Source organism: Bradyrhizobium sp. 930_D9_N1_4, assembly GCF_052076015.1.
In the GTDB taxonomy this organism is placed as follows: Bacteria; Pseudomonadota; Alphaproteobacteria; order Rhizobiales; family Xanthobacteraceae; genus Bradyrhizobium.
The window spans coordinates 618,871-631,063 of sequence record NZ_CP197236.1; the positions used below are offsets into that span (position 1 = coordinate 618,871).

Here is a 12,193-nt window from a genome sequence, read left to right on the forward strand (position 1 = left end):
GGGACAGGCCCGCGCATGACGGAGTAGGCGGCGATGCTCGATAATCCTCAACACCCCACCATCGACGAATCCTCCCTCCGTTACGAAGGCTGGCGCATCGTCGCCGTCTGCTTCCTGCTCGCGACCTTCGGCTGGGGGCTCGGCTTCTACGGCCAGAGCGTCTATGTCGCCGAGCTGCAGCGCGCGCGGGGCTGGCCGGCCTCGCTGATTTCCTCCGGCACGACGTTCTTCTATCTGTTCGGCGCGCTGCTGGTGGTCTTCGTCGGCGAGGCTGTGCGGAAATACGGCCCGCGCATCTGCCTGATATCAGGTACGCTGGCGATGGCGGCCGCCGCGGTTGCGATCGGCGCGGTGCGCGAGCCCTGGCAGCTTTATCTCGCGGATGCCGTGCTCGCTTTCGGCTGGGCCGGCACCAGCCTTGCCATGATCACCAACACGATCAGTCTGTGGTTCGACCAGAAGCGCGGCATGGCGATCAGCCTCGCGCTCAACGGCGCCAGCTTCGGCGGCATCGTCGGCGTGCCGCTGCTGGTGACCTTGATCGGTCACGTCGGCTTTGCCAGCGCGATGTATGCGGCTGCCGGCGCCATGCTGGTGCTGCTGTTGCCGGTGATCCTGCTGCTGGTGGGACGGCCGCCCGATCTCCACGGCTGGAAGGCGGCAGCAAAGACAAAACCGCAATCATCGAGCGAGATCCGCGCCTGGGCGCTGCGCGATGTCGGCTTTCTCACGGTGACCATTGCGTTCGCGCTGGTGCTGTTCGCGCAGGTCGGCTTCATCGTGCACCTGATCTCGTTCCTCGATCCCGTGATCGGCCGCGAGCGCGCCGCGGTGGCAGTCGCGGTGCTGACCGCCATGGCAGTGATCGGCCGCGTGCTGTTCTCGATGGTGATCGACCGCCTCAACCAGCGGCTCGCGTCTGCACTGTCGTTCCTCAGCCAGGCTGCGGCGCTGTGTGTCGTCATCAACATTCACAACGACTATGCGTTGATCGCGGCCTGCGCGGTGTTCGGCTTCTCGGTCGGCAACCTCATCACGCTGCCATCGCTGATCGTGCAGCAGGAGTTCGACTCCGCCTCGTTCGGCGTGCTGATCAGTTTGAACACCGCGATCAACCAGGTGACGTATGCGTTCGGCCCCGGCGTCGTCGGGGCCTTGCGCGATTGGTCCGGCGGGTATTCGCTGCCGTTCTATCTCTGCATAGCGCTGGAGGTGGCAGCGGCTGCGCTGATCATGGTGCGCGGGGTGCCGCGGGCGAAGCTCTCGTAGGGTGGGCAAAGGCGCGAAGCGCCGTGCCCACCATCTGTCTCTAAATCGCGAGGATGCGTGGGCACGCTTCGCTTTGCCCACCCTACGGCACCTGCTTAAAACGCGACGCCGTTTCCACATACTCCGTCATTGCGAGCGCAGCGAAGCAATCCAGGACTGCCTCCGCGGAAAGATTCTGGATTGCTTCGTCGCAAGTGCTCCTCGCAATGACGAGGCGAGAGCGGAGATCACCCCTCCCGCTGCTTCAGCAACCCCTCGACATCCAGCCGCTTCGTGAACATCGAAAGCTTGCCATCCGGCCCGAACGGCCACTGCTCTCGCGGCTTGTCCCAATACAGCTCCACGCCATTCTCGTCGGGATCGCGCAGATACAGCGCCTCGCTGACGCCGTGGTCGCTGGCGCCGTCCAGTACGATGCCGGCCGTGAGCACGCGGTGCACCGCATCCGCCAGCGCCGGTCGCGTCGGATAGAGGATCGCGGTGTGGAAGAGGCCCGTGGTGCCCGGCGGCGGCGGCGAGCCGCCTTTGCTCTCCCAGGTGTTGAGCCCGATGTGGTGATGATAGCCGCCGGCCGAGATGAAGGCCGCGCCCGAACCCATCCGCTGCATCAGCTCGAAGCCGAGCACACCGCAATAGAAACCGAGTGCGCGATCGAGGTCGGCGACCTTGAGGTGGACGTGGCCGATCCTGGTGCCGGCGGCGACGGCTTTGTTGTCCGACATGGTGGTGCTCCCTGATGAACTCCACTTAAGCCGAGCTTCGGGACAGCGCTACGGCCCTATCCCGAAACCCATCGTTTCCGAATGTGCGATCAAGACAGCTCCGGCACCTCGCCCTCGGGCAGCTCGAACTCGAAGGTGTTCAGCGTCATCGACACCATTGTGTAATAGCCGCACAGCCCGATCACCTCGACCACGCCGCGCTCGCCGAGCAGCTTCACCGCCGCATCATAGAGACCCTTCTCGACGCCGTGTCCCTCATGCAGCGACTTTGCGAGGTCGTAGATCATCTTGCCCTTGGGGTCGTCGAATTCGGGCGTGCGGCGGTCGCGGATCGCGTCGATGATCTCAGGGTCCATGCCGCCGGCAAGCGCGAGGCGCTTATGCGCGTACCATTCGTAATGCGCGGTCCAGTGCCGCGCCGTCACCAGGATCGCGATCTCCGAAAGCTTTGCCGGAAAGATCGTGTCGTAGCGCAGGACTTCGCCGAGCCGCGTGGCGTGACGGGCCATGTCGGGGCTGTTGAGCCAGGCCATCATCGGCGCCGGCGGCTTGCCGCGCTTGCCGGCAATCGACTCGTCATAGGTCTGCCGCTGGCTCTCGTTCATTTCGCCAGGCGAAAGAAGTTTCAGGCGCATTCTCGTTTCCTCTTTGTTTTCAAGCACCGTCGTGACGGCGACTATAGCCGAATGCAGCGTCACGGAAGTGGTTGAATTCCACGGGGCGATGGCCCAGAGTCGCGGCCAACAAGTCTGTTATGATTGATGGAAACGACCATGAGCGACACAGAGACCGCCGATCTCGAAACATTCCGCAGCGAGACGCGCGCCTGGCTGGAGGCCAATTGCCCGCCGGAGATGCGCAAGCCCGCGACATCGGATGCCGACGTGTTCTGGGGCGGACGCAATACCAAATTCGCTTCCGAGCCGCAGCGCATCTGGTTCGAGCGCATGCGCGACAAGGGCTGGACCGTGCCGGACTGGCCGACGGAATATGGTGGTGGCGGCCTGAGCGCCGCCGAGCACAAGGTGCTGCGCACGGAGATGGCAAAGATCGGCGCGCGTCCGCCGCTGTCGAGCTTCGGCATCTGGATGCTCGGACCGGCGCTGTTGAAGTACGGCAACGAGGCCCAGAAGAAAGAGCATCTGCCGAAGATCGCAGCAGGGCTCATTCGCTGGTGCCAGGGCTATTCCGAGCCGAACGCCGGCTCCGATCTCGCCTCGCTCCAGACCCGCGCCGAAAGCGACGGCGACGATTTCGTCATCACGGGGTCGAAGATCTGGACGTCCTACGCCAATTACGCCGACTGGATCTTTTGTCTCGTCCGCACCGACTCGGCCGCGAAGAAGCACGACGGCATCAGCTTCATCCTGTTCGACATGACTTCGAAGGGCGTGACGACCAAGCCGATCCTTCTCATCTCCGGCTATTCGCCGTTCTGCGAGACCTTCTTCGACGGCGTGCGCGTCCCGAAATCGCATGTGGTCGGCACCGTCAACCGCGGCTGGGACGTCGCCAAATATCTGCTTCAGCACGAGCGCGCGATGATCTCGGGCATGGGCGAGCGCGGCGTCGGCCGTCCGCTCGGCCAGATCGCGGCCGACTCGGTCGGTTCGGATACGCTGGGGCGGCTCGATGATTCCATGCTGCGCGGCAAGATCGCCAGCTTCGACGTCGACGAGGCCGCGCTTGGGGCCTGTGCCGAGCGCGCGGTCGACCTCGCCAAGGCGGGCCAGGCCCATCCGGCGTTCTCGTCCGCGATGAAGTACTACGGCACCGAGCTCAACAAGCGCCGCTACGAGATCCTGATGTCGGCCGGCGGTGTCGATGCGCTGGAATGGGAGAGCGAGCGCTCGAAGCAAGGCGCGCGCCCGCGCGCCTGGCTGCGCACCAAGGCCAACTCGATCGAGGGCGGCACGACGGAGGTGATGCTCGGCATCGTCGCCAAGCGCATCCTGGATCTGCCGGGGGCGTGAGCAGCACTCTCACCACCCGTCATTCCGGGGCGCCGCGATAGCGGCGAGCCCGGAATCCATACTCCCGATCGTGGTTATGGATTCCGGGCCGGGCCCTGCGGGCCATCCCGGAATGGGACGACACAAATGGATTTTCGAACCGGAAACACGACCATGGCCCTCGTCCTCACCGAAGAACAATCGATGCTCCGCGACAGCGCGCGCGGACTGATCAGCGACAAGGCGCCGGTGTCGCACCTGCGATCCCTGCGCGATAACAAGGACCCGACCGGCTTCTCCAAGGAGCTGTGGCATTCCTTCGCCGAGATGGGCTTTGCCGGCCTGCTGGTGCCGGAAGAGTTCGGTGGCAGCGGCCTCGGCTTCATGGAAGCAGGCGTCGTGATGGAAGAGATCGGCCGCACCTTGATGCCGTCGCCCTTTCTCGCCACCAGCGTGGTTGCAGCCTCCGCACTGAACCGCGGCGGCAACGCCGCGCAGAAGTCGGAGTTCCTGCCGAAGATCTCCAACGGCTCGCTGCTCGCGACGCTCGCCATCGACGAGGGCGCCAAGCATCGCCCGCTCCAGACGAACTTGCAGGCCGTACGCGCCGGCAACGGCTTTAAACTGTCCGGCGCCAAGGCGCTGGTGGTCGACGGCCATGTCGCCGATCTCTTTATCGTCGCCGCGCGCACGGCAGGTTCAGCCGGCGAGCGTGACGGCCTGACGCTGTTCCTGGTCAACCCCAAGGCCAAGGGCGTTGCGATCGAACGCACCATCATGGTCGATGCGCACAACGCCGCGCGGATCGAGCTCGCCAATGTCGAGGTCAATGCCGACAGCGTGCTCGGCGAGGTCGATCAGGGTGCAGCGCTGCTCGACGGCGTGCTCGATATCGGCCGCGGCGCGGTCGCTGCCGAAATGGTGGGCTTGAGCGAGGAGGTCTTCAACCGCACGGTCGAGTACCTCAAGAACAGAAAGCAGTTCGGCAAGCTGATCGGCGAATTCCAGGCGCTGCAGCACCGTGCCGCCGAACTCTACGTCGACATCGAGATCACCCGCGCCGCCACGATGAAGGCGCTTCAGGCGCTGGATGGCGATGTTGCCAAGGCCGCCTCAGCCGTCGCCGTGGCAAAGGCCCGCGCCGGCACCACCGCCACCCGCGCGGTGCAGGAAGGCGTGCAGATGCACGGCGGCATGGGCATGACCGACCAGTTCGACATCGGCTTCTTCATGAAGCGCGCACGGGTGTGCGAGGAATTGTTCGGCGACGCCAGCTACCACACCGAGCAGCTGGCGCGGGCGCGGGGGTATTGAGGCGAGGAGCGCGGTGCGCGCCTCGCATGCGGTGTCATCGCCCGCGAAAGCGGGCGATCCGGTACGCCGCGGCCTATCCGTACACAACTGACGTCTCTGGAATGCTGGATCGCCCGGTCAAGCCGGGCGATGACAGTTGAGAGTGTGGGAAGCCCGTCCCCCAGGCTCGTCATTGCGAGCGAAGCGAAGCAATCCAGACTGTCACCGCGGGGGGATTCTGGATTGCTTCGTCGCTTCGCTCCTCGCAATGACGGCGACGGCGGAGATACCGCTCGTTACCTTATCGGCGGCGCATACTGCACGCCGCCCGCGTTCCACAGCTGGTTCATGCCGCGCGGGATCTTCAGCTTCGACTTCTCGCCGATGTTGCGCTCGTACATTTCGCCGTAATTGCCGACGTGGCGGATGATGCGGACGACCCAGTCCTTGGTGAGGCCGAGCTGTTCGCCGTAATTTCCCTCGGTGCCGACCAGCCGCATCACTTCCGGCTTCTTCGACTTCAACGCCTCGTCGATGTTCTCCGAGGTGACGCCGAGCTCTTCGGCGTTGATCATGGCGTAGAGCGTCCACTTCACGATCATCATCCAGTCGTCGTCGCGCTGGCGCACGACGGGGGCGAGCGGCTCCTTGGAGATCATGTCAGGCAGGATCATGTGGTCGCCGGGCTTCGAGAGGTTCAGCCTGAGCGCATAGAGCTGGGAGACGTCGGCGGAGAGCGTGTCGCACTTGCCGGTGTCGTAGGCCTTCACCACGTCGTCCAGCTTGTCGAACTTCACCTCGTCATACTTCATGTTGTTGGCTTTGAAATAGTCGGCGACGTTGAGCGCCGTGGTGGTGCCGGCCTGCACGCAGACCTTGCTGCCGTTGAGATCCAGCGAGGTCTCCTTGTTGCGCGAGCGCGGCAGCATGAAGCCTGCGCCGTCGTAATAGGCGACGGCGGGGAAATAGAGGTCGTAGTCGAGCTCGCGCGCCATGCTCCAGGTCGAGTTGCGCGAGAGGATGTCCACCTTGCGGCTCTGCAATTCCTTGAAGCGCTCGCCGGCGTCGAGCGGGACGAACTTCGCCTTGCCCGGATCGTTGAAGATCGCCGACGCCACCGCGCGGCAGAAATCGACGTCGAAGCCGGTCCAATTGCCCTTGTCGTCGGGAATCGAGAAGCCCGGCAGGCCCTTGTTGACGCCGCACAGCACCTCGCCGCGGCGAACCGTGCGCTTCAATGTGCGGGTGTCGTAGAATTCATAGATGATGGCCAGAACGGCGACCAGCACGGCGACCGCGAGCCCGATCAGCAGGCCGCCTCGAAATGTGCGCATCATGTTGCTCTCTCGAAAAATCGGGAAAAGGAATTGGGAGGAAGGCGAGGAGCATGGTCGGCGCGACCATGCTCGAACGATAAGCCTTAGAGCTCGGGCTTCTGCCGGATGACCACCTTGGTGCCGACCGGAACGCGATCATAGAGATCGGCGACGTCGCGGTTGACCAGCCGGAAGCAGCCGGAGGACACCTTGGTGCCGATCGTGTCCGGACGGTTGGTGCCGTGGATCCGATAGACGGTGGTGCCGAGATACATGGCGCGGGCGCCGAGCGGGTTGCCGGGGCCGCCGGCCATGAAGCGCGGCAGATAGGGCTGGCGCTGGATCATCTCCGGCGGCGGCGTCCAGTCCGGCCACTCCTTCTTGTTGGTGATGTTCACGAGCCCCTGCCACTGAAAACCATCGCGGCCGACGCCGATGCCGTAGCGGATCGCGCGGCCGCCGGGCTGGACCAGATAGAGATGCCGTTCGGCGGTCGAGATGATGAGCGTGCCGGGCGCTTCAGTGGTGCGGAAGTAGACCACCTGCTTCTGCCATTCCGGATCGAGCTCGAAGGCGTCGTCAGCGACCAGGCCGGGCTCATCGCCGCGGTCGGGCTGCTGGGCGGCGGCGTATGAGGTGGTCAGAGCCAGGCTCAGGACCGTGAGGAACGCCCCGGTCAGGCGACGATAATCCGTCATTTCAAGCTCTCCCCGCTGCCACAGCGCAAATCATTCGGAACCATCAAATCTCAGGGGCATGTTCATGGCAAGTTGATGGCACCCTTAGACGATATGTCACGAGAATGCTTTGGTTTTTTGACGGGCCTCCCGCAATGCCACAAACAGGGGATGGCGCGAAAAGCAGTGTTGGCGACATCCCGGCCGGGCATTAGTGATCGAATCCGCAATCCCAGATGCCGTCATGCCCGGGCTTGTCCCGCCTGCGCGGCCGAAGCCGCTTCGTCGCGGCGAAGGCCCGGGCATCCACGTTCTTCGTACGGCGTGTCAAGGCGTGGATGGCCGGGACAAGCCCGGCCATGACGGTGTAGGCAGTCATCGCCTAAATCTTGTTGCTCTCCGCCGCGATCCCGAGCCGCCGGACGATCTCCGTCCCCACCGCGCGGGCCTCCACCCGCGAGCCGATGCGGGGGCTGCGAAACCGTCGCCCGGTGCGCGTTCGGATCGTGACGATGCAATGCTCGTCCTCGGACCGGCCGCGGCGATCAACGGTGATCGTCTTGACGTCTTGCCCCGCGATATGGTCCGCGCGCGGCGTGCCGTCGCCCCACAGGCGCTCGACGCGGATATCGCCCTCGCGGATGATCCAGAAGGCGCCGGTCACGAGGTTCGCGTAGCGGTGCACGGCGAACGCCGCAATCACGCCAAGCGGCAACAGCAGGATATCGACATGCGTGGGCGGCCACCCGCGCCAGAGCTTGTACGCGTAGGGCACGGCGGACAACGCGACGGCGATCAGCGACACGATGCGGATGTCCCGCACCGAAAACGCCTCGAGCGGCTCGCCGAGATGCATCTCGGGATTGCTGGCATCGAGTGGATTGACGGGCTCCTCGACATTGGGAACCTCGAACTGCGCAGCGATCCGGGCCACGGTGTCGCGAACATGGGTGACGTCCGAGATCGGCGGGGAGGTCAGGCGTTCCCCCGAGACAAGCGTGAAGACGAGTTGAAAGCGGGCCTTCACCCGCTTGCTGCCGGGAACCTGCAATCCCGTGATGTCGTCCTTGGCGACGATCCGCGTGCGGAGCTTTCCGAACGGGCTTTGCCGCCCGATCAAAATCTCGTTCGCTGTGATGATCCACACCACCGCCGGCGCCAGCATGATGCCGCCGACAAATCCCGCACCCACCAGCAGCGCGACCACGGAGATGATGATTTCCAGGGTCTCGTGGGTGAACAGGCCTGGCGTGAAGCACAGCGCGACGGCCGCCGCGAAGGCGGACATGACCAGCCGCTGCGCGATCGAGGCGCCTTCACGAAGGCGAATGTCGGTGCTGGTGGTCGCGTCGTCCATTGCGGCTGGCTGATTCCGTCGCGCGCGAAACTCCACGGACGGGTCCGTGGAGTCAAGCAACAAGGGCGATAGGTGAGGCCAGCCGCGCGAGGCTCGTCAGACGTCAGCTGCTGGCATTCAGCAGCTTGGCCACCGTGCGGTCGATCTGGTCGTAACCGCCTTCACCCTCGTGCTGGAACACGATCTTGCCGGTCTGGTCGATGATGTATTGCGCCGGCCAGTACCGGTTGCTGTAGGCGGTCCAGGTCTTCGAGTCGTTGTCCTGCGCCACCGGATAGGTGATGCCGTGGCGTTTCAGTGCGGCCTGCACGTTCGAAGCCGAGCGCTCGAACGGGAATTCCGGCGTGTGCACGCCGACCACGACGAGGCCCTTATCCCGGTATTTGGCGTAGAGGTCGGTGACGTGCGGCAGCGTGTTGACGCAGTTGACGCAGCCATAGGTCCAGAAATCGACCAGCACGACCTTGCCGCGCAAATCGGCCATGTTCAGCGGCTTCGAGTTGAACCAGTTGGTGATGCCGGCGAAATCCGGCGCGGTCTGCTGGCTCGCGGCGGCGGTGACGACAGGTGTCGCGCGGGCGGCCTCGTCGCAGATGCCGGGGATGACGGCGCCGGTGACGGCGATGCCGATCAATGCGGCGGAAACGGCGAGCAGCTTGAGCGTCATGGAAAAATCCTCCGGTTGAGATGCTGGGTGATCACAGGCCGATCTGGCCGGTGGGATAGAAGCCGGTGAGCCACGCCACGATCAGCGTGTCGTATTGGAAGTAGGCGGCGACCGCGAAGGCGATCACGACGACACCAAACCCCTGCTGCAGCCGCGGCGAGATCCGCGCCAGGCTGCGCACGCGCGTGGTCGCGGCCTGTCCGCCATAGGCGATTGCGAGCATCGGGATCGCCGCGCCGATGGCGTAGGCAATCAACAGCACACCCGCCCAGGAGGCATTCTTTGAGGTCGCGACCAGCGTCAGGATCGAACCCAGCACGGGACCGGCGCAGGGCGTCCAGACAAGCCCGAGCGTGGTGCCGAGCACGAGGCCGCCGAGCGCGCCCTCGCGCTGCGTGGTGCCGGCATTGCCGAGGTCGAGCCAGCCATTGAGCCGGATCGACAGCCATTCGAACGGCGTCGGCCACAGCATCAGCAGGCCGAAGCCGAGCAGCAGCACCGAGGCGGCCTCGCGCAGCACGTTCGGATCGAAATCGAACAGCCGTGTGATCGCGCCCAGCAACAGGGCGGTCGCGGAAAACGAGACGACGAAGCCGAGCGCGATCATCGCCGGGCGCAGATGCCCCGCGCGCCCGATCGAGGCACCAAGCAGGATCGGCAACATCGGCAGCGTGCAGGGGGCGGCGATGGTGAGGACACCGGCGAGGAGGGCGAAGAGAAGTTCGAGCATGGGGCACTCGTGAAGGAGGTCACGAGGGCAGTTCGGAATGGGGGAGGCGGCCGTTACGCGGCGTCACGCCTTCGTGACGAGGTCGACTTGCCCGAGGTCGTCATGCCCGGGCTTGTCCCGGCCATCCACGTTCTTCGTGCCAAGGACAAAGACGTGGATGGCCGGGTCAAGCCCGGCCATGACGTTGGAGAGGCGTCGAGGCTCCCAGCGCCCGCATCACCCCCAAATACAAAACGACCCGGACGGGGGCATCGTCCGGGTCGCTGGAGGTCTTGGGAGGTTTAACGAAAACCGTATGTGAGTTTTATAGGGGAGAAGTTTTTCCGCCTGATGTTGTGCTTTGTTTCAATTGTGTCGTCGGCGGTAACACTTCCGTGTCCCGAGACAGGGCCCAAAATAAGGCCCTATCCCTTTGAAATTCTTAGGTTTACGCAGCGAAGCGCTCGACGCCGGCGCCCTTAAGCAATTCAGCCAATTGCTTGCGGGCGTAGAACATGCGGGTCTTCACCGTGCTCTGCGGAATGCCGATGATCTGACCGACCTCCTCTACCGACTTCTCATGGTAGTAGATGAGGTTGATGATCTCGCGATGCGCGGGTGACAATTTCTGCACGCAGGCACGCAGGATCGCGCTGGTGTCGCTGCGGTCGAGCGAGGTCTCGGGCGTGTCGGAACCATCGGGAATCTCGCGCACGTCTTCCTGATCGATGTCCTCGAAACGGCGCTGGCGCATCGCGGTCAGCGCCTTGAAACGGGCGATTGAGAGCAGCCAGGTCGAGACCTGCGAGCGGCCCTGGAACTGGCCGGCGGTGCGCCAGACGTCGAGGAACACCTGGCTGACCAGATCTTCCGCGGTGGTGGCGTCGCGCACGATGCGCAGGATGAAGCGATAGACGCGCACATTATGACGGCAATAGAGGATGTGCATCGACGTCCGGTTGCCGTCGGCAATGCTCTCGAGAAGCATGTCGTCCGAGGTCGCCTGAGCGGCAATGATGCTCTGGCTGGCTTGGGCGTTGATGGCGATGACGTTCGGCATTGACTTGGCTCCCCGGTGCGCCGCAACCGAGCGGCGTTTCCTTGGACCAAAGTGTTAATGAGCCAACGTTTCGGGACGTCTGCACGAAAAGGGGAAAATGGTTTCGTGCGCCGCCAAATTGTTTCGTCCGGCAGGCCGCGACGAAACATTCGGGGCAAAAAGTCGTGGAATTTCAATGTACGGAAAATACGGGGTGGGGCTGGAAGGGCACGGAACGAATTTTGAACGTTTGCGTTCCGTCGCGCCTCATCCGCCCCATTGTCGTCCCGGACAAGCATCAGCGCAGGTCGGGGCTGCCCGTAGCCGAGACGGCGGTCTCGTAGGGTGGGCAAAGGCGCGACGCGCCGTGCCCACGATCCTTCCGCAAGTATTGAGAGAACGTGGGCACGCTCCGCTTTGCCCACCCTACGGCACCTGGTCCGTGGCTAGCCCCTACGCCTTCTCGCCCGCGGGCGAGAACAGATAGCCGCCGCCGCGGATGGTGCGGATCACGGCGGGCTTGGTCGGGTCGGGCTCGATCTTGCGGCGGATGCGCATGATGCGGAGATCGACGGCGCGGTCGAAGGCTTCGGCGTCGCGCGCGTTGGCGAGCTCAAGCAGCCGCTCGCGCGACAGCACGCGCTTCGGATTGGCCGCGAACACCTTCAGCAGCCCGAACTCGGACGCGGTCAGCGGATGCTCGTTGCCCTCGTCGTCGCGCAGGGCCTGGGCTTCGAGGTCGAGCCACTTTGTCCCAAACCGTACCAACTGGTCCTTGTCGGATTTCGCGGGCGCAGCTTCGGCAGCCGCCGCCTTCACCGGCGTGCTCCGGCGCAGCACCGAGCGGATGCGAGCCATCAGCTCGCGCAGCTCGCAGGGCTTTGCGACGTAATCGTCGGCGCCGAGCTCGAGGCCGACGACGCGGTCGATCGGGCTCGCCGTTGCCGTGAGCATGATCACCGGCACGTTGATGCGGCTCTTGAGGTCGCGAATGATCGAGAGGCCGTCTTCCTCGGGCATGTTGAGGTCGAGCACGACGAGATCGGGCATGCTGCCGTCGATCGCGGTGCGCAGCGACTTGCCGCCGTCGCACAGCGTCACGGTGAAGCCGTGCATCTTGAGGTAATCGCCGACCATCTCCCGGGCCGGGGCCTCGTCATCGACGATCATGATGTGCTGGCTTTGGGTCATG

General features: G+C 64.4%; 13 protein-coding genes. 3 read left to right on the top strand and 10 right to left on the bottom strand.

Going from position 1 to position 12,193, the window contains the following annotated elements:
- Positions 1-33: 33 nt before the first annotated feature.
- Positions 34-1,269 (top strand): MFS transporter, encoded by a 1,236-nt coding sequence (locus tag AB7532_RS02890; RefSeq protein ID WP_441233331.1) that lies wholly within the window; start codon positions 34-36, stop codon positions 1,267-1,269.
- Positions 1,270-1,496: 227 nt separating this feature from the next.
- Here AB7532_RS02890 and AB7532_RS02895 read toward each other — a convergent pair whose 3' ends face one another.
- A complete protein-coding gene (locus tag AB7532_RS02895; RefSeq protein WP_441233332.1) occupies positions 1,497-1,991 on the bottom strand; it encodes a VOC family protein in 495 nt (164 codons plus the stop codon).
- 89 nt (positions 1,992-2,080) lie between these two features.
- The gene (locus AB7532_RS02900) at positions 2,081-2,626 is read right to left on the bottom strand and encodes a carboxymuconolactone decarboxylase family protein (protein ID WP_441233333.1); all 546 of its coding nucleotides are present in this window, start codon (positions 2,624-2,626) and stop codon (positions 2,081-2,083) included.
- A gap of 138 nt (positions 2,627-2,764) precedes the next feature.
- Here AB7532_RS02900 and AB7532_RS02905 point away from each other — a divergent pair, with 138 nt between their 5' ends.
- Positions 2,765-3,964 carry an acyl-CoA dehydrogenase family protein gene (locus tag AB7532_RS02905; protein ID WP_441233334.1) on the top strand — a complete coding sequence of 400 codons (1,200 nt, stop codon included), beginning with the start codon at positions 2,765-2,767 and terminating at the stop codon, positions 3,962-3,964.
- A 153-nt stretch (positions 3,965-4,117) separates the two neighbouring features.
- Positions 4,118-5,257, top strand: a complete 1,140-nt coding sequence (locus tag AB7532_RS02910) for an acyl-CoA dehydrogenase family protein (protein WP_441233335.1) — start codon at positions 4,118-4,120, stop codon at positions 5,255-5,257.
- Positions 5,258-5,532: 275 nt separating this feature from the next.
- Here the strand turns inward: AB7532_RS02910 and AB7532_RS02915 are convergent, their stop codons facing one another.
- The 8 genes from AB7532_RS02915 to AB7532_RS02950 all read right to left on the bottom strand — a co-directional run bounded on the left by AB7532_RS02915 (position 5,533) and on the right by AB7532_RS02950 (position 12,192).
- Positions 5,533-6,570: an amino acid ABC transporter substrate-binding protein gene (locus AB7532_RS02915; RefSeq protein WP_441239177.1), complete on the bottom strand. Its 1,038-nt coding sequence runs from the start codon at positions 6,568-6,570 to the stop codon at positions 5,533-5,535.
- Between the two features lie 86 nt (positions 6,571-6,656).
- A complete protein-coding gene (locus tag AB7532_RS02920) occupies positions 6,657-7,250 on the bottom strand; it encodes a L,D-transpeptidase (protein WP_441233336.1) in 594 nt (197 codons plus the stop codon).
- Positions 7,251-7,440: 190 nt separating this feature from the next.
- Entirely contained in the window at positions 7,441-7,608 is a 168-nt protein-coding gene (locus AB7532_RS02925; protein ID WP_441233337.1) for a hypothetical protein, read from the bottom strand.
- Positions 7,609-7,611: 3 nt separating this feature from the next.
- The gene (locus AB7532_RS02930) at positions 7,612-8,586 is read right to left on the bottom strand and encodes a hypothetical protein (RefSeq protein WP_441233338.1); all 975 of its coding nucleotides are present in this window, start codon (positions 8,584-8,586) and stop codon (positions 7,612-7,614) included.
- 103 nt (positions 8,587-8,689) lie between these two features.
- Positions 8,690-9,253, bottom strand: coding sequence for a redoxin domain-containing protein (locus tag AB7532_RS02935; protein WP_441233339.1), 564 nt, complete (start codon positions 9,251-9,253; stop codon positions 8,690-8,692).
- A 31-nt stretch (positions 9,254-9,284) separates the two neighbouring features.
- Positions 9,285-9,983 carry a cytochrome c biogenesis CcdA family protein gene (locus AB7532_RS02940; protein WP_441233340.1) on the bottom strand — a complete coding sequence of 233 codons (699 nt, stop codon included), beginning with the start codon at positions 9,981-9,983 and terminating at the stop codon, positions 9,285-9,287.
- Positions 9,984-10,410: 427 nt separating this feature from the next.
- A complete protein-coding gene (locus tag AB7532_RS02945; RefSeq protein ID WP_441233341.1) occupies positions 10,411-11,022 on the bottom strand; it encodes a sigma-70 family RNA polymerase sigma factor in 612 nt (203 codons plus the stop codon).
- 432 nt (positions 11,023-11,454) lie between these two features.
- Positions 11,455-12,192 carry a response regulator gene (locus AB7532_RS02950; protein WP_441233342.1) on the bottom strand — a complete coding sequence of 246 codons (738 nt, stop codon included), beginning with the start codon at positions 12,190-12,192 and terminating at the stop codon, positions 11,455-11,457.
- Position 12,193: the final 1 nt, after the last annotated feature.